The sequence below is a fragment of the Agrobacterium sp. LAD9 genome, from assembly GCF_003031125.1.
GTDB lineage: Bacteria > Pseudomonadota > Alphaproteobacteria > Rhizobiales > Rhizobiaceae > Agrobacterium > Agrobacterium radiobacter.
On the sequence record NZ_PHGS01000013.1, the window covers coordinates 160,987 to 178,011 of the forward strand.

Annotated in this window: 14 protein-coding genes; 6 read left to right on the forward strand and 8 right to left on the reverse strand. The window is 54.6% G+C overall.

What is annotated here, in order from left to right:
* Positions 1–186 precede the first annotated feature (186 nt).
* Positions 187–1,170, forward strand: coding sequence for an Lrp/AsnC family transcriptional regulator (locus DA915_RS14550; protein ID WP_192886519.1), 984 nt, complete (start codon positions 187–189; stop codon positions 1,168–1,170).
* Positions 1,171–1,804: 634 nt separating this feature from the next.
* On the opposite strand, the gene DA915_RS14555 is transcribed toward DA915_RS14550, so the two are convergent.
* The 7 genes from DA915_RS14555 to DA915_RS14585 all read right to left on the reverse strand — a co-directional run bounded on the left by DA915_RS14555 (position 1,805) and on the right by DA915_RS14585 (position 10,655).
* A complete protein-coding gene (locus tag DA915_RS14555) occupies positions 1,805–2,860 on the reverse strand; it encodes an ABC transporter ATP-binding protein (RefSeq protein WP_107676300.1) in 1,056 nt (351 codons plus the stop codon).
* A 17-nt stretch (positions 2,861–2,877) separates the two neighbouring features.
* Positions 2,878–5,259: a molybdopterin-dependent oxidoreductase gene (locus tag DA915_RS14560; RefSeq protein WP_107676454.1), complete on the reverse strand. Its 2,382-nt coding sequence runs from the start codon at positions 5,257–5,259 to the stop codon at positions 2,878–2,880.
* Positions 5,260–5,317: 58 nt separating this feature from the next.
* Positions 5,318–6,151 carry a carbohydrate ABC transporter permease gene (locus tag DA915_RS14565; protein WP_192886521.1) on the reverse strand — a complete coding sequence of 278 codons (834 nt, stop codon included), beginning with the start codon at positions 6,149–6,151 and terminating at the stop codon, positions 5,318–5,320.
* A complete protein-coding gene (locus DA915_RS14570) occupies positions 6,148–7,011 on the reverse strand; it encodes a carbohydrate ABC transporter permease (RefSeq protein WP_107676302.1) in 864 nt (287 codons plus the stop codon). Before DA915_RS14570 ends, DA915_RS14565 begins: the two co-directional genes overlap by 4 nt.
* Positions 7,012–7,159: 148 nt before the next feature.
* Entirely contained in the window at positions 7,160–8,401 is a 1,242-nt protein-coding gene (locus DA915_RS14575) for an extracellular solute-binding protein (RefSeq protein ID WP_192886523.1), read from the reverse strand.
* Between the two features lie 47 nt (positions 8,402–8,448).
* Positions 8,449–8,997, reverse strand: coding sequence for a VOC family protein (locus DA915_RS14580; protein WP_192886524.1), 549 nt, complete (start codon positions 8,995–8,997; stop codon positions 8,449–8,451).
* Positions 8,998–9,014: 17 nt separating this feature from the next.
* Positions 9,015–10,655, reverse strand: a complete 1,641-nt coding sequence (locus DA915_RS14585) for a GMC oxidoreductase (protein WP_107676305.1) — start codon at positions 10,653–10,655, stop codon at positions 9,015–9,017.
* A gap of 197 nt (positions 10,656–10,852) precedes the next feature.
* Between DA915_RS14585 and DA915_RS14590 the strand changes: the two genes are divergently transcribed.
* The 5 genes from DA915_RS14590 to DA915_RS14610 all read left to right on the forward strand — a co-directional run bounded on the left by DA915_RS14590 (position 10,853) and on the right by DA915_RS14610 (position 14,088).
* Complete coding sequence (locus DA915_RS14590) at positions 10,853–11,638, forward strand: IclR family transcriptional regulator C-terminal domain-containing protein (protein WP_107676306.1); 786 nt, start codon at positions 10,853–10,855, stop codon at positions 11,636–11,638.
* A 152-nt stretch (positions 11,639–11,790) separates the two neighbouring features.
* Positions 11,791–12,315, forward strand: a complete 525-nt coding sequence (locus DA915_RS14595; protein WP_107676307.1) for a VOC family protein — start codon at positions 11,791–11,793, stop codon at positions 12,313–12,315.
* A gap of 9 nt (positions 12,316–12,324) precedes the next feature.
* Positions 12,325–13,179 (forward strand): alpha/beta fold hydrolase, encoded by an 855-nt coding sequence (locus tag DA915_RS14600; protein WP_107676308.1) that lies wholly within the window; start codon positions 12,325–12,327, stop codon positions 13,177–13,179.
* A gap of 49 nt (positions 13,180–13,228) precedes the next feature.
* Complete coding sequence (locus DA915_RS14605) at positions 13,229–13,759, forward strand: cupin domain-containing protein (RefSeq protein ID WP_107676309.1); 531 nt, start codon at positions 13,229–13,231, stop codon at positions 13,757–13,759.
* A gap of 38 nt (positions 13,760–13,797) precedes the next feature.
* Positions 13,798–14,088 (forward strand): hypothetical protein, encoded by a 291-nt coding sequence (locus DA915_RS14610; protein WP_107676310.1) that lies wholly within the window; start codon positions 13,798–13,800, stop codon positions 14,086–14,088.
* 399 nt (positions 14,089–14,487) lie between these two features.
* Here the strand turns inward: DA915_RS14610 and DA915_RS14615 are convergent, their stop codons facing one another.
* Positions 14,488–16,926, reverse strand: a complete 2,439-nt coding sequence (locus DA915_RS14615) for an FAD-dependent oxidoreductase (RefSeq protein WP_107676311.1) — start codon at positions 16,924–16,926, stop codon at positions 14,488–14,490.
* Positions 16,927–17,025 lie beyond the last annotated feature (99 nt).

Sequence of the window (17,025 nt, forward strand, 5' to 3'; positions counted from 1 at the left end):
GCCTCCCAGAAACGTAGGTCACGATCGGATGAGGGACGGTATGCGCGTTATAAACATTCGTCAATACTGTTTTACGCATAATAACAAAATATCAGAACCCGTTTGCGCATTTCTGCGCCGATGACAATAGCGTTCTTGAAGTTGCAGCGCACGGCTCGTAGAAAGGGAACAAAAGGAGTGGTTTCTGTGGACGACAAGCTAGCCTTACACGATCACACGAGCGTCGCGATTGAACTCGCAACCGGGCTTGCGTTCGACCCGAAAGATCTGGAAATAATTGCGCTTCTTCAAACAGACGGCCGAATGCTGTTTACCGAGATCGCCGAGCGGGTGAACCTTACAGAAAAAACTGTGAGGGGCCGTGTACAGGGACTGTTGGATTGTAGTGCGATCCGCATCGTCGCACTTACCACCCCGGCGGCACTCGGATACCGCGCCATCGCGCTGGTAGGCCTGACCTGCGTGCCGGGCTTCCGCCCTTCCGATATTGCCAGTTCGTTGGCGCGGATCGACGGGATTGACTACGTCGTTCTGACGTCTGGCAGATACTCGATTATCGTTGAGATCGTCACAACGGATAGAGATAGCGCTCTGGAAATCCTGCAAGACCGGATACTTCAGGAGCCTGGTTTAGCGTCGTTCGAGATGTTCGAAGGCGCGGTATTGAACTATCAGAAGGCGGGTTTCCTTGGCCCCGGCTACAAGAACGATTCGCTCAAGGTCAACACCAGACCCCTTTCGGACATTGATTGGCAGATAGCGGCCGCGCTTGGCAAGGATGGACGGGCTTCGTACCGCTCGGTCAGCCAGGCGCTGGGAATATCGGAAACGCAGGTTCGCACTCGAGTATCGGCGATGCTCCAAACGAGACAGATGCAGATACTTGCGATTGCGAATCCTCTCGCATTTCCCGATCGTGTAGTTGCCTGGGTTGCGATGAAGTTGGGTCCAAACGCCCCTGTTGCCGATGTTGTCGAGCGTCTGGAGCACGTCTCCGAGGTAACCTATATCCTATCGACGTTTGGCCGGTTCGACCTGTTCATAGAGGTACAAGCTACAGGAGTCGATGTATTGCACGATTTGGTACATGAAAAATTGAAGGCGGTCGACGGCGTTCAATGCCTTGAAACATTTCCGTATTTCAAGCTGCACTATAAACCTCTACTATAGACCTTATAAGCTCGATTTTCTCCAGCTTTTGCCCTCCGATGGACAACCTCTGCGAGGGTCTTGATTCGAGACAACCACGTCAGACTGGCTTTTTCAAGCGGCGGGATTAACCCTTACAAATATTGGCTTACCTCGAGTAAAGCTAGCGGCCGCATTTGCTTGTCGACCAATGCTGCGAGGAGTAGATTCGCGGTGTTGCGTCGGAAGCCAAAAATTGGCTCGTTTCTGGTTTCGAGGGCGATGAGCGGTAAGTGGCCGGCATGGCCACTTGATCGTCACAGCGAAAATGAACAGCAATGATCCATAGCTTGGCGTGCAGACGTCGTTCCACGCATCATCGTTCATCCGACAAAACGGATTGACAAATTCCTGGCGTAGGGCGATCGAAGTGACGATACCTTCCAGGGGATGAAGGCGGTCCGTGGTGATATGACGAATTCCGCGAACCGTAAACGAGCGTTGATCCGAACATACGAGCTTGTCGAATGGCGGGACAGTTCAAACTACGATCCCATCGCAATGGATGCAGCCATCTCGGCCGAATCGACGCGCCGTACAAAGGTGGACATCGATGCACAATATCGACGCCCCACCCAGCGAATCCATCTTCCCGATTCCGGTCAAATGCGAGTTCCTATACCAACCTCACGCTGGTTTCGGCATCAAAAAGATGAATCGCATCTGGCTTCGGCAAAAGATGCAGTTGTTTCCCTGGTTCGAAGGAGACACGCTCGCGGGAAATGGAAATAAGCTCTTCGCCGCCCGCTCTCACAACCATTTGGGTTTCCGAGCCTGTCGGTTCAGTGAGGACCAACTCGGCGGAGAGCCCCGATTGGGTTAGTTGCAGGTCCTCTGGTCTTATCCCCAATACTACCCGCCGCCCCTCGAACTCTGCGTTCACCGGCGGAATTGGCCATCGGGTACCATCGCGAGAGACGAAAGCAGTGTTGGAAATTGTCCCGTGAACAAGGTTCATTGACGGTGAACCGATGAACTCCGCTACAAATAAATTGACAGGCCGATCGTATATTTCGAGTGGTGCGCCGACCTGCTCCACATTGCCATCGCGCATGACCACGATGCGGTCCGCCATGGTCATCGCCTCGATCTGGTCATGAGTGACATACACTGTGGTCGTCCTAAGTTTTTGATGAAGCTCTTTGATTTCGGTCCGCATTTGCACACGCAGCTTTGCGTCAAGGTTCGAGAGCGGCTCATCGAACAGGAAAACCTTCGGATTCCGCACAATAGCGCGGCCCATGGCAACCCGCTGCCGCTGGCCCCCGGAGAGCTGCTTGGGATAGCGATCGAGAAGCGTCGTAAGCCCCAATATTTTCGCCGCTCTGTCTACTTGCTTTGCAATCTCAACCTTCGAGTCCCCCTTGAGCCGCATCGAAAAGCTCATGTTTTCAGCAACGGTCATGTGCGGATAAAGTGCATAGCTTTGAAACACCATCGCGATATCGCGCTGCTTTGGCGCAACATCATTGACAATTTTCGCACCAATCCTGATTTCTCCAGAAGAGACGGTTTCCAAACCGGCAATCATCCTGAGAAGAGTTGATTTGCCACACCCTGAGGGGCCGACCAAGATGACGAATTCGCCATCATCGATACTGATGTTTACGCCGCGAATAATATCGGTCGCACCAAAGGATTTCCTTACGTCTTTTACATCAAGCGAAGCCATAACCTACCTATCTAAGATTAGAGAATTTTGACGGAGGAGACCGCCTCCGATGCGCGCCTTTCGAACGTCGGCAAGTCGAACGCCCCCACACGTGGGAACTCACCCACAACACGTCTTACGTCGACAAGGCAGGACTGAGCGATTGATCCTTGGGACAGGCTTGACGCGGGTTTGTCCAAAGTCAGCACATTTGGGTTGCCGTGCCGTTCTATACCCGTTTCCGGATCTGGATCGAACCATGCGCCTGTGTTCAAGCGCGCAACTCCGGGCATGATATCATCGCAGACAACGGCGCCGGCCAGGCAACGTCCGCGGCCGTTAAATATCTCGACTACATCGCCGCTGCTGATCCCACGTGCCGCCGCGTCGGTCACGTTGATGAAGACAGGTTCCCGGGCGTGGATTTTGCTTTCTGTGCTGTAGGGGCTCGCGTCGAGTTGGCTGTGCAGCCGACGCGACGGCTGGTCGCTCAACAGGTGAATGGGATATTGTTTGGCAATGGGAGATCCAAGCCATTCCTCAGGTTCCAGCCAGCATGGATAGCCGGGGCAATCTGCGAGTTTGTAGCTGGCGATTGTCTCAGAGAAAATCTCAATTTTGCCCGTTGGGGTGGCGAGTGGATATTGCTCCGGCGCGAAGGCAAAGTCCTTCAACATCGTGAAAGGCCGGTCATAAGGCGTCAAATCGACCATGCCTTCTTGCCAAAACTCATCAAATGACGGTAGCTCGACACCTTGGGCGCTGTTCTTCTCGGCGCATTCGCCATAGAGCCTGTTCAGCCAACTCATGACGTCGAGACCTTCACAGAAGGTCTCCTCCGTTCCCAGCCGTCTTGAAATGCGGGAGAAAATTTCAAAGTCGTCAAGGGCTTCTGCAGTCGGTTGGATAGCCTGCTTCATCGCGACCAGGAAACCCTCACGCGCCGCGGATGCTATATCATTGCGTTCAAGCGAAATCGTCGCTGGCAAAACGATGTCAGCACGCTTGGCCGTAGGTGTCCAATACTGCTCATGGACAATGATCGTGTCCGGTTTGCACCAGGCGTGTTGCAGCCTATTGAGATCCTGGTGGTGATGAAAGGGATTGCCACCTGACCAGTAAACTAACCGGATGTCGGGATAGCGATGCGTGGCGCCTTTGTATGTAAATGTTGTGCCTGGGTTAAGAAGCATGTCAGCAATCCGCGCAACCGGAATAAATTCCTTAACCGGATTGTCCAGTTGCGAAAGCCTTGGACCTTTGATGCGCATGTGAGGGCTTCCGACCACGTTGATTGCACCATAGCCTAGTCCAAACCCTCCGCCCGGCTTGCCAATCTGTCCCAACATGGCGGCGAGCGACACGAATGCGGTGAACGGCTGCTCGCCATGCGAAGCTCGCTGCAGGGACCAGGAGATATTCAGCATTGTTCGCGAGCGAGCCATTTCAACGGCCAGTGAGACAATCGTCTCCGCCCTCACGCCGGAAATTTCGGCCGCCCACTCCGGCGTTTTCTTTTGAGCATCGAGGCTACCGACAAGATAGTCGCGGAAGCGTTCGAAGCCTACACAACAACGTCCGATAAAGTCGTAGTCGACGAGATCGCGCTCAATCAGCGTGTAAGCCAGCGCTAGCATGACGGCAGTATCGGTGTTAGGGCGGCACTGTATCCATTGCGCCTTTGCGGCGGCCCCGGCAATGTTGTCACTTACTGGGCCAATATTTACGAATTTCGTCCCGCCCTCGACGAGCCGTGCGACACCGAGATTGGCAGAATGAATATTGACGCCTCCGGCATTGACTTGGGCGTTTTTCGTGGGGATTCCGCCAAACGCGACGAACAGTTCAGTGTTACCCTCCAAAGAGTTCCACGATGAATGATTCGCCATGATCTCATCCATGTCCGCGACAATATAGGGTAAAACGACGTTGGCCGCGGCAAGGCTGTAGGAATCGACATGTCGGACATATCCTCCCAGACAGTTCAGAAATCGGTGAACCTGGCTCTGGGGGTGATGAAAACGTCCGGCGCTGGACCATCCATAGGACCCGCCGAAAATAGAACTGTTGCCGAACGACGTTTTTACGCGATTTAATTCCGAAGCGACCAGCGTAACCGCCTCGTCCCAAGTCACTTCGACGAAAGGATCGCGGCCGCGCATATCGGGCCGGCTACCCGGTCCCCCCTCGAGCCAGCTCTTGCGAACGGCCGGCCGGCGCACGCGCACATCCTGCAAGGACTGGGCAAGCTGGTGCAATCCAATAGGAGACGGGTCTGGATCACGACGAAAGGGCCTGAGTTCGGGCATATTGCCGATATCTGCCTTGACCACTTCGTAGGTGCCCCAGTGAGATACCGTGTATGTCGTGGTTTCCTTGACCCCACCCGCCTCGGAACGATTACTGGTTGACTGGTTCATGATGTTGATCCGCCGCATGTGTTGACTGGCGCGGCCAAAGCCACGTCGTTGTTTGAAACTACTTGACGGCGCCCATCGTCATGCCGCGCACAAGGTGACGCTGCATTAGAATCATGACGATGATGATCGGGATCATGATCCCGACGGCTCCGGCAGCTGCCAGCGACCATTCCGAGACATCCTCTCCACCGAAGGACGCAATCGCAACAGGAAGTGTTCTTGTCCGATTCCCGGTCAGGATCAGTGCGAATAGAAACTCGTTGTAGGCCAGAATAATGCTGAATATCGAAGTTACGGCCAGGCCGGGACGAACAAGAGGAAGCACCACGCGGGAAAAAACTTGCCAATCGTTGCATCCGTCGAGTGCCGCCGCTTCGTCAAGGTCGCGAGGGATTTCGTCGAAGAAGCCATACATCAGCCATATGGTGAACGGCTGATTGATCGCGACAAAAGCCAGTATCAGGATCCAGTAGGTATCATTCAGCCCGGTCCAGCGTCCCATGACAAAGAAGGGAATCGCAAGCAGCATGTACGGAAACATCCGAAGCGAAAAAAGTGCAAAGAGAATTGGAGAGGCGACTTTGCGTCGCATGCGGGAAAGCCCAAATGCCGCGAGACTGCCGATTGGCACAGAAATCAGGACCGTTCCAAGGCAAACGATCAAGCTGTTGAGGAGATAGCGGGGGAACTCGCCAGTCCAAAGAGATATATGATACTCAAACGTCGGTTTGAAAATTATTGTTGGCGGCATCGTGAACGCATCAGCGGGCGTTTTGATCGAGGTCAAAAACGCCCATAGGATGGGGATGAGATTGACGAACGTAATCGCGCAGAGGGCTACAACAACACCTGTGGTCTGCAATGACGGAAATTTAGTGTTCGATTGGGTCATTTTGCCGATCTCCCGAGAGCGCGTGGCCCGAGTGTTGCGATGAGGAAAATCATTGCGAATACGATACAAAGGGTGACAAGGCCGAGCGCTGAAGCCTTTCCGGCTTGGAACGCTCGAAATCCCCATTGATAGGTCAGCATGGTCAAGGTTTCGGTCGCGGTTCCGGGTCCCCCACCGGTCAGGACGTAAATCACGTCAAACGAGCGGAAGAAGTCCATGAGGCGAACAGATGCGACAAAAATCAACATGGGCGCGACTGTGGGCAGTATAACAAAGCGAGCTATTTGGAGCGATGATCCACCGTCGATACGGGCAGCTTCCAGCTGTGATGAATCAACCTGTTGAAGAGCTGCGAACAAAATAAGAATGACCAAGGGAGTCGACACCCAGGCATCGGCTAGGATGACCGTGAGTTTGGCAAAAAATGGGTCCCCAAGCCAATCTGGCGTCTGGACGCCTAAACTTAGAAACGTGGCGTCTATCAGACCCCAGTTCGAAACGAACATCCACTTCAAAATCAGGCCGGAAACGACCGGGGTAACAATGTATGGCAAGAACATAGCGACAACGAAGGCATGAGCGCCGCGCCCCAGAGACGATAAGGCAAGAGCGATCAACAGGCCGCTGGTGAGCTCGACACCCAAAGCAAAAAATGCGAGCGTCGACGTCGTCCACAATGCAGACCAGAAGCGTGGATCCGTTCCAATTTCGATATAGTTCTTGAGGCCAACAAAGGTGGTTCCGCTTGTGCCGGAACTAAAATCGCTGAGGCTCATATAAATGGCGTAACCGAACGGCCAGAGCAAAACCGCTGCCAAAAGCGCCAGACTCGGTAAGAGAAACAACCATGCATGTCGCATTGTTTAACCTTTGGAAAGAAGAACAAGGATACGCGGGCAGCGTATCTGAGCTACAACGCCAACCGCGCTGCGGATCTACGCCGGCAGTCTGTTCAGCATTTCGGGGACCGACGTCGCGAGACTTGCGACGTCGGCAAAGTGTGAGCGATTATTTGTAGTAGCCTTTTGAGGCCAGAAATGTTCTGACCTCCTCGGCTGCATTGTCCATCGCCGGCTTGACTTCCATTTCTCCTGTCAGGGCTTGAAGCACCCGCCTGACGACGATTTCCGCGACATCGTTGAATTCGGGAAGGTCGGGGGTCGGTTTGTCGAGGTCGATCGAGGCACGGACTGCTGGATACCAGGGAAATTTCTTTTCAAGTTCGGGATCGGATGCAACCGAAATGCGAGGCGGATAAGCCCGGTCGGCATTCACCTTCATGTTTTCAGGGCTCATGGCTTCCGCCATGATCTTGAATACCTCCTCTTTATTTGCGGCCGAGCTCTTCGGAATCGCAAAACCATCGAAGGCGATCCGGGCGCCGCCGCCGGGGGCCGCCGCCCAACCTATCTTGTCGACGACTTTCGATTTTGTCGGGTCCTGCATAGAGGCTGCCCGTGTCGTCCATTGCAAACCGAGCGAGGAGATGCCTTGGGACAGGTTGATGGTGTCCTCATCATTGCCGTGCGACGTCCAGCCGCGGGGCGCGTAGGGCACGGTTTCCTTCATTGCTTCAATCGCCTTGAGTCCATTCGGACTGTTGAAGACCGGATTCCAGTTTTTGTCGAACCAGCCGTCTCCCATCGTATTGAGGAACCAGTGAATCCGGTTGATCGCATAATCGACCGGCTTCATGCCTGCCGCGATGTTCGGTTCGCCGGCATCTGCCAGGATCTTCGGCAGTTTCAAATAGTCGTCCATTGTTTCAGGGACTTTTATGCCCATCTTGTCGAAAACATCCTTTCGATAGAAGAGCATTTGCGTATTGATCATCACGGGCATGGCATAGATATGGCCCTTGTAGCTCACCGCATCGATCATCGCCTTTGGATAGTCATCCAGACTATATGTGTCCTTGTATTTGGCCCACAGATCGTCCAGCGGTTCTAGCCAGCCCTTGGAAGCAAAGAGTTTTACGCCGGGGTCGTTGAGATGGACGACGTCGATCCCCGAGGAGCCGGAGGAGAAAGTGATTGAGGAGACCTCAAAGATCTTGTCGAGCAGCATCGTATCGGTGGTGATCGGAACGCCGTATTTGTTGTCCTTCATTTTGTCGGCGTAGAACACCAGGGATGGCGTGCGCGTAACCAGCACATGGATGCCGTCCTGGGCCGTCGCAATACACGGTAAAAATAAGGAAAAAGCTGACGTCGAGACTGCGACAGCACACGCATGTATGATATTTTTCATGATACCCCTCATCGTTTTTGAGTTGACTGGATGGCCTGCGAAAGAAGTCAGATGGTGAATGCTGCCAACGGATCGTGAGGGTCGATCACACGGAGTGGCCGTGTGCCGTCCCAATGAGTTGCTGCCTGCTGCATAAGACGCCGGCGTTCCTTGTGAGCTGGTGGACCTTTAATAAACTCGACGTAACTGCCACGATGCGGCGCTCCCTCGAGATAAATTGTCTCGACGCCGTCATGCGAGAGGCTGGTTTGTACGATTGCGTTATCAGGCAAGTCTTGAATACGATCATTGAAGTCGTCGTAAAATTCGGCGACATGCACCAGTCCGCTCCCGGCATTGGTAATCAGATCACGATAAACGGATGGGGCGTCGTTGTGCTGGAGTATGAGTTCCACCTGTGTTGAGCCGACATAGGAAAACGCCAGGCTCAAATCGACCTCTGTCGGTCGGCCGTGATATGTGAATGCCCTGTAGGAAATGTGCTCGATCAAAAAGAAAGGCCCGACTCCACATTTGGTTGTCCAGTGTTCGACGGCCGCCTCCATATCGGTCACGACGTAACCAAGTTGGTCGATGCTTTTGATGATCGGTTTCACAATAGATATCCTTTCGTTCATGCCGCATGAATTGCCGGTGACGCCGGCTCACGTCGAAGAATTAGTTGCTCTGCAACTCGCAGCGCGTTTGCTGCGATAGTCAGTGACGGGTTAGTGCCGGAACTGGTTGGTAGAAACGACGCATCCACGACATAAAGATTGTTGAGGCCATGTGCTCGATTGTTAGCATCGAGAACGTTTGTTGCCGGATCATTGCCGAAGCGGCAGGTTCCACACGCATGCCCCAGGCTACGCAGCTTTTCGCCAGAGAATACCGGCACCACTTTGTATGGTTTCATGAGCTCAAGAATCTTCCGACGGAAGATCTGGAGACGCTTTTGATCTTCAGCCTGCACTTCGTAGTGCACTGCGATCGCACCGGCGGCTGTAATTCCGACCCTGTTCTCGGCATACGGATAGTCTTCCAGAATAGATGCGAAGACCATAGATCTAGAGAGGAGACGTGTCAGGTAGTGCTCGATTGGCCGTTCCAGCAACTGACCGAAGACAGACAGCATCGGATACCTGCCCGCGAGGTCCGAAAGATAGGTGCGGGCGAGCAGTTGAACCGGCGGCAATCGCCCATTCGACTGAACCGTTCCCAATTTACAATCCTTCGAGTCGTAAAGATCGTTAAACCCGATCTGTTTGAGCAGTTGCCCCTCGGCTATGGGCTTGCTCATCTTTACAATGTAGTAGTCGAGAAAGTGCCGCATCAGATTGCGGCCGACTTGTCCGGACCGGTTCGCAAGCCCTTCCGGCCACTGTTCAGATGTGGATCGAAGCAAGAGCGCCGGGGTCTCCAAAGCGCCTGCTGCGAGGATGACAATCTTTGCCCGTATGCAAATTTTTTGCGTCCCACGACGACAAAGGATTGAAGAGACCGTTGTTCCTTCCGTTTCAATTTTTTCGACTGTGCAAGCGTCCAGGATTGTGGCGCCATGGTCCTCAATCGCCGGGGCCAGGCACATCTTGGCACTGTCCCCCTTGCATGCCCGATTGCAAAGGAAGCCGATACATTCTTTGCAGCCTGGCACGTATTCACACGCCATCGGCAAATGGTAGGGATGAAGGCCGCGAGACTTAAAGTGCGCCACCAATTCAGTGTTGGCGGTCCCGAAGGGAGGAGGTGCCATGACTACCCGCTCCTCTCCGGCAGGCCTCAACTCGTCCTGGCCCGATCGTACGCGGTAAAGGCGCTCAGCCTGACTGTAATAGGGAGCCAGCTGCTTGAAACTGATGGGCCAACGTTGCGGCGCGGTGGAGTTCGGCGCTAAGGAAGCAAACTCTATTGGTTCAAAATCGATGGGAAAGAATCGTTCGCACACCATACCGTAAAGGGAACTACTTCCCCCGCTCCCCTGGCCGAGCATCGGGGTCGCGACCTCGCCGTGCTCGGATAGCTTCACTATCGGGTCGGATCTTCGCCCTGCCCGCTCCAAATAGCCGACCAAGGGCCTGCGTTCCTTATCTGCAAAGAAGAAGCTCTCAGCCCAGTTGCCGCGCAATGTGTCTGATTGTGTCTCGTGGCGTATGCCTTTTTCGCAAAAGAGGACGCTGAAACCGGCTTTCGCGAGGGCGTAGCCTGCGGTCGCCCCGCCGATTCCAGTGCCGACCACAACAACGTCCCACAGCCTCTGATGGGCTTCTTCTGACATGCGCTGACCTCAATACTGTTCCCGATCAGGCCTTTGTTGACCTGAAAATGTTCGTCTAGCGAACTTATGTCCGCATAATGGTCAATCTATTTATAACTGTCAATTCGAAATTAAATTCTATTTTCCGTCAAGAGACCGCTTGAGCGGCCGTTAGGAGTCTTGTATGTCTGCCGCTTCGGGATCAGAATGGGGGTCGAATGACCGAGAGTAATGGTTCAGAAAGTGTGAGGGCTCTGGCACGGGGCCTTCGATTGATCGAAGCCTTTGGGGGAAGCCGGCGCGGCAAGACGCTGGCTGATTTGGCACGAGATACTGATCTTAGCCGTGCGACCGTCCGGCGGTTGCTTCTCACCCTTAAAGAATTGGGATATGTTTCCACGGACGGAAGGCTTTTCAACCTCACCTCTCGTGTGCTGACACTGTCCTACCCCTATCTTTCGTCGGTCGCCCTTACGGACATGTTGCTTCCGCACATGGAGGAGATGCTCGAAGGGTCTTCATATACGTCGTCAAGCGCTGCGATGCTTGATCAGTCTGATGTCGTGTTCACGGCCGGCGTGCCCGCGCGTGGTTTGGTCCGGACTTGGATGACGGTCGGGTTGAGGGTCCCGGCAATCTATTCGTCGATGGGGCGGATAATGTTGTCTTATCTGCCGCCGGACAAACTTGAAGCTATTCTTGAAAAGTCAAACTACGCCGCCCTCACTCCCTTTACCGTGACCGACCGTGAGCAAATCAGGCGGATCATCGCCAAGGCCAAGGGGGACGGTTTCGCCTTTTGCGATCGGGAGATTGATCCGCTCGCTAGAGCCTGTGCCGTCCCGATTTTCGATCGACAGGGACGATGCTGGGCCGCTGTAAGCGCTAGCTGTCACGATCCGTCCAAATCGATGGAAAACTTCGCTGCGGAGTTTCTTCCGCGTCTGAAGCTTGCCTCTGAACAATTCACAAGAAATTTGCCGTATGATCCGTTCATATCGTGAATATCGGATGTAAATCCGATTTTTGGTTGGTTCGAGGCGGTAATTATTCCAGCAGCAGGCGAATAGCCCATAGTTGCGCAGAATTTTTATGTTGACGCCTTTATAAATCAGATTTAAATCTGATTTATATCATCATATTTCGGGAGGCTTCGATGTTGTCGCACCGCCTTGGGCCTATCTCGCAACTCGCCTATGTCGTTGATGACCTGCGCGAATCGGCACGCTTCTGGGCAGAAACTCTGTCCGTCGGACCGTTCTTCTTGCTGGAGCACTGCAAGTTTGTCAGTCTTGAGGTCCGAGGCGAACCGAGCGAGGCGGATTTTAGCCTTGCGATCGCTTGGAGTGGGAATGTCCAGATCGAACTGATTGAGCAGCATAATACCGCTCCATCCGTATTCACCCTCTATCGACCTGATCAACGCAACGGACTCCATCATGTCGGTATAGTCTCGCGTGATTTGGAATCTGACGAAGAGCACCTGTCCGCCCAGGGGCTGAGCAGGGTTCAGGCTGGGCTGTCGACGAGAGGCACCGAAACAGTCTTCCTTCGTGGCGAGCGACCGGGTGTACTTGTCGAGTTGATCAAGAGCGGTGACGGCGGGCGATTTTCGTCCTTGTTAAAGCAGGCCGCCGCCACATGGGATGGGAAAAGTCCCTTCGTAGAAACTCTCGAATAGGAACAATGGATGTTTGAAGCAACTGCACATACCTATGATCTTGGAAATGGACAGACACTTTTCTATCAGGCCTATGCGCCGACAACGCGAGTGCCCGCAACAACGGTTGTATGCCTTCCAGGCTTTTGGCGAAACTCAAAGGATTTCGAGCGCATCGCACGTGTGCTGGCACCTTCAAGACGGGTTGTCATGCCAGACCTGCGCGGAAGGGGACGCTCAACGCGCTCGGCACGTGTTGAAGATTATCACTTCGAGCAGTTGATCACTGATGTATGGGCGCTGGTTGATGATCTCGCGCTTGGACGCGTCGTACTCTTGGGTACGGCGCTCGGCGCCTACATGGCAATCGAAATGGGCTATAGCCACCCTGAACGGGTCGCGGGGATTATCCTCAATGATGCGGGCACGGAGACGGCCCCTCCGGGCAGCAAGCGTGTGAACGCACATGTGGACCATGAGCACTGGACACTTCAGGAGGTGGTCGAGAAAACAAAGAAGCTGAATGGTGCGTTCTTCAAGGATTTCAGCGAAGAAGACTGGGTTCGTTTCTCGTTGCAAGCTTATCGAGAAACCGAAGATGCCCACTACGTTCGCGACTTTGATCCCCTCACCAGCGAAGAGACGGCGCGCTTCAAGAAAGACAGGCCGTCGCTCTGGCAGGAATATACGTCGTTGAAGATGCCCGTCGCTGTTTTGCGCGGCGAAAATTCGGACTATCTCGCATCGGAGCTTGCCGAAAAGATGGCGTTGGCGAATCCGAATACGGTGCTTACCACCGTAGTTGGCCGGGGCCATCCACTCATTCTGGATGAGCCACAAGCCGTTGACGCAATCCACAACCTCCTTGAGCGGGCAGACGAATAAGCCTGCCAGTCCCTTACTGTTCGCGTATTCTTTATCGAAAGGCTGAAACATGAGCGTGACCGTCGAAAAGCTGTTCTTCAAAGGGAACGGAAGGGTGCCGAACTCGCGCCTGCCTCTTCTCATCTATCGTAACGTCATTCAAACCTCGGTTCCGGAAATGGAAAAGGAACTCCGGACGAACGGTTGGATTGCAAGTTGGCATAATGCAGTCGGGATGTTTCCCAAACATCACTTCCACAGCGAAGCCCATGAATTCATAGCAATTACGCGCGGCAGCCTTGAAGGTCTCTTCGGCGGACACGATGGAACACGCGCCATTCTGCGAACCGGTGATGCGGTTATCATTCCGGCCGGTGTTGGCCACCTGGGAATCGCGGTCTCTGAAGATCTGCGCGTATCTGGTGGCTTTCCCGGAGGTTACGGCGTTCTCGATTTCCGGCTAGGGCGGCCGGATGAATATGTTCAAATGTGCGAAGCCGCGAGGCAAGTCCCCATCCCGCCTCTAGATCCGTTCTTGGGCGCCGGCGGCCCGCTTCCCGATCTTTGGAATAAAGCGGACATTGGTCTGTTGGCGGCTTAGGTCGCATAGAAAATTACAAAGGACTTAGGAGAGAGAGTATGACTGGTATTACCAAAAACATCGACGACTTCGATATTCTTGAGGACGCGTCGGGCTACGCCCGACCGAGCGAGGATTTCGGTGAGTCCGAAGTCAGCCAGGATCATGTGGCCAATCTGGAAAAGCTGCGCGAGATGTTGATCAAGCGCCGGCGCTACCTCATCCAGGACGCTATGGTTTATCCGGTGACCTACATCTCCAGGGCTATGGACCTGGCAAAGATGCAGCCGTTGATCGAGGCGATCGAGCGCGCCATTCATCACGAGCAGAAACTCCTGCAGAGCGAATAGCGGCCCTGCTTATAACCGCGCTGGTGGATGCCCCACCTTGCTTTTGCCCGCCCAAAGCGTGGTTGAGATCGTTGATGGATTGCCGCTCAACGGAATGTGTGCCGTGAAGATCTCTGATCACGGCATACAAATTTTTCAAGCAAGACAAAGATGCGGCGGGCTGTCTATCCTCACGGGTAGATCGACGAGTGTGTGTGGCGACAGCATAGTCCGACGATCGGTTTCGGCAACCGGTCTCGCCAAAGGGGCCAGGCTAGAATATCCCCATTGATATGCTGAAAAGCGCAGTTGGCCTTGTTAATAGCGAATGTATCCTTGGTCCGCGGTCGCCCGAACCCGCGAAGCGCTGGTGAGGGGCCATTCCTATTCGCTGGCGCAGACAGTCGTCGTCCCACTCCTCTAGAGAGGCATGATATTTATTTTTACCGACTCTCCCAGGATCTGGATCGACGCGTTGCTGGTCGACCAATCGGACTGCGGATCGAGCAGCGCGAACCCGCTAATCTTGCCCATATAGCTCGGTGTCGCTGACGTTACATACCCGACGCATTTTTCACCGAACATCACCGGCTCGTCACCGCTCGGATCAGCCGGAGGGATAGCAACGGTCGTGTCTATTTCAAAACGGAAAAGCCTGCTGCCTTTGCCGCGCTGGCGTGCCAACAGGGCTGATTTGCCGACGAAATCGGCCTTGTTGATGTCCAACCACCCTTCCCGCCCCATGTCGCGCGGGTCGGCGCCGTGATTTATGTCTATCCCCAGCATCGGAATTCCCGCTTCCATGCGGATCGCAGACAGCGCGAGTAAGCCGACGTCCTTGATGCCGTAGTCGCCGCCAGCCGCCAAGAGCCGCTCGTAGAGACCTGCTTGGTATTCCATCCGGGTGTGCAGTTCCCAAATGACGACTTTCCCATAAGCACTCCGGATCAGCCGCGCGGGAACGTAGCCGATACGGCCGTCCTCGGCGCCGGACGGCAAGCCCGAACGGTCGCCTGGGCCACGCCAGCCGATCCTGTCGAGAACATCCGCCGCGCGAGGTCCTGCCAGGGCCAGCACGGCACGATCGCGGGTCAAATCGGAAATGGTAACATCGCCGAACATCTCCCATCTCAAGCTGTCCAAATCACGCCGAGCGTGCTTCGCAGACCCCGTGAGATAGTAGACCCCCGGTTGTGGCTGGCTGGCTTGCCACAGCCCAACCAATCCTCCTAAACGGTTGAGTGCCGGGGCGTCGACAACTTCGTTGAGTTGTGGCGCATTCACCGCCAGGCGCTGGCTCAAATACGCGCCTGCGTCCGGTCCGATGATTTCAAACTTGCCGTGCGACGTCAAATCGATGATGCCGACAGCGTTCAGCAAAGCTTCACGCTCATCGCCAACAGCGCCCATCCAGTTGGCGGTCATGAAGGACGGTAGTTCTCTTGTATCGTCGCCGGGCCGCGCGAACCATTTTGGAACCTCCCAGCCGTCGACAGTCTCAAGCACTGCGCGCCTGGACTTCATCAGACCGTATACAGGCGATGTCCAAACTGCGCCGGCCCCCAAGGGCTTGCCTGAGTCCATTTCTAGTCCGGCATACGAACCCGTGTGTCCTGTTGCGACACCTTGCATCTTTTGTATCGCATAGAACTTGTCTGCATATTCGCCAAACCGTCGCGGATCCATCTGGCTGAGGTTAATGCTCGGTTCGCCTTCTAGCAGCCATTCAGCGAGATACCGACCCAGTGCGGCGAACAGGAAGCCACCATAGTTGGAGCAACTGAGAAAATAATTCTTGTAGCCATGGGCCGGCCCTACCAACGGCACGCGGTCGGCGCTACGCGGGATGGCACCGTTGACAAATGCTCTGACCCCGACAGACTGTAGGGCTGGGATCAATTCCATCGCGGCGATGATTTTACCCTCTCCACGGTCGGTTTCAGGCGGCAACAGCTCGCCGGAGAAGTCTGACGGAATGCCGTCTACTCCGAAAAAGATCGTGGCGTCGGGGTAGGATGAGAGAATGAGGCCGTCCCGATCTGCGCGCGTGTAAATCGGCGTAGATGGATCATGGAGCATCGGCAACTCGAAATCCAGCGCCTTAACCTCCGGGATGGCATTGAACACCATCATCTGGTGTTCAATGCCAATGGCCGGTATGACTTCCCCGATCATGGCGGAAATCTCGGGTGCCCAGACGCCTGCGCAGTTCACGATATAGTCGGCCTGGATTTTTCCGCGGTTTGTCGAGACCAACCAGGTTTCGTCTTCTTGCCGAACGATCGCTTCAACGCCGCATTGCTGGAAGATTTTAGCCCCCTTGCTCCTTGCCTGGCGCGCGAAGGAGTGCGTGGCCAATGAAGGATCGACGAAGCCGGATGTCGGAAACCACATACCGCCAAGAATACCTGCCGTTTCCATCAGGGGGAACAGTGTCTTGATTTGTTCCGGCCCGACGATTTCCGCTGGCAGGTCTAGCGACTTTGCCACGCCGCTCCAGCGCTTCAGGTCGAGCATCTCAATGTCGTTCCTGGCTATGACCAGATCCCCGGATGAATGCAGGCCGACTGAAGTCTCCGGATCTTTCTCGAACTCACCGTATAGCGCCCTGCCCGCCTTGATAATCTCAAGGTGAACGCGATCGTGGTGGTATTGGGATAGCATTCCGGCGGCATGCCAACTGGAGCCGGATGTCAGCTCTTTTCTTTCGACGAGCACGGCATCCGACTCACCCATAGCGGCCAAGTGATATAGGACGCTACAGCCAACCACGCCTCCACCGATCACAAGCACACGAGTGCGTTTCGGCAAATCCCTTCTGTCTGCAGGGATAGAAACTTCTTCGAGGGAACGCGTCATAGTCACCTGCCGTGAGAAAAGGATAAGGGATGCGATTGCAATCGCTTCGGACTAGGGCACGGCCGCGACATTGAGCGCCTGACAATAGCCATATCGCCA

What these genes read in the sequence shown, in the direction of transcription:
- DA915_RS14555 (WP_107676300.1), bottom strand. Translation starts at nt 2,860, where the DNA reads ATGGCTTCGCTTGATGTAAAAGACGTAAGGAAATCCTTTGGTGCGACC.
- DA915_RS14560 (WP_107676454.1), bottom strand. Translation starts at nt 5,259, where the DNA reads ATGAACCAGTCAACCAGTAATCGTTCCGAGGCGGGTGGGGTCAAGGAA.
- DA915_RS14565 (WP_192886521.1), bottom strand. Translation starts at nt 6,151, where the DNA reads ATGACCCAATCGAACACTAAATTTCCGTCATTGCAGACCACAGGTGTT.
- DA915_RS14570 (WP_107676302.1), bottom strand. Translation starts at nt 7,011, where the DNA reads ATGCGACATGCATGGTTGTTTCTCTTACCGAGTCTGGCGCTTTTGGCA.
- DA915_RS14575 (WP_192886523.1), bottom strand. Translation starts at nt 8,401, where the DNA reads ATGAAAAATATCATACATGCGTGTGCTGTCGCAGTCTCGACGTCAGCT.
- DA915_RS14585 (WP_107676305.1), bottom strand. Translation starts at nt 10,655, where the DNA reads ATGTCAGAAGAAGCCCATCAGAGGCTGTGGGACGTTGTTGTGGTCGGC.
- DA915_RS14590 (WP_107676306.1), top strand. Translation starts at nt 10,853, where the DNA reads ATGACCGAGAGTAATGGTTCAGAAAGTGTGAGGGCTCTGGCACGGGGC.
- DA915_RS14595 (WP_107676307.1), top strand. Translation starts at nt 11,791, where the DNA reads ATGTTGTCGCACCGCCTTGGGCCTATCTCGCAACTCGCCTATGTCGTT.
- DA915_RS14600 (WP_107676308.1), top strand. Translation starts at nt 12,325, where the DNA reads ATGTTTGAAGCAACTGCACATACCTATGATCTTGGAAATGGACAGACA.
- DA915_RS14605 (WP_107676309.1), top strand. Translation starts at nt 13,229, where the DNA reads ATGAGCGTGACCGTCGAAAAGCTGTTCTTCAAAGGGAACGGAAGGGTG.
- DA915_RS14610 (WP_107676310.1), top strand. Translation starts at nt 13,798, where the DNA reads ATGACTGGTATTACCAAAAACATCGACGACTTCGATATTCTTGAGGAC.
- DA915_RS14615 (WP_107676311.1), bottom strand. Translation starts at nt 16,926, where the DNA reads ATGACGCGTTCCCTCGAAGAAGTTTCTATCCCTGCAGACAGAAGGGAT.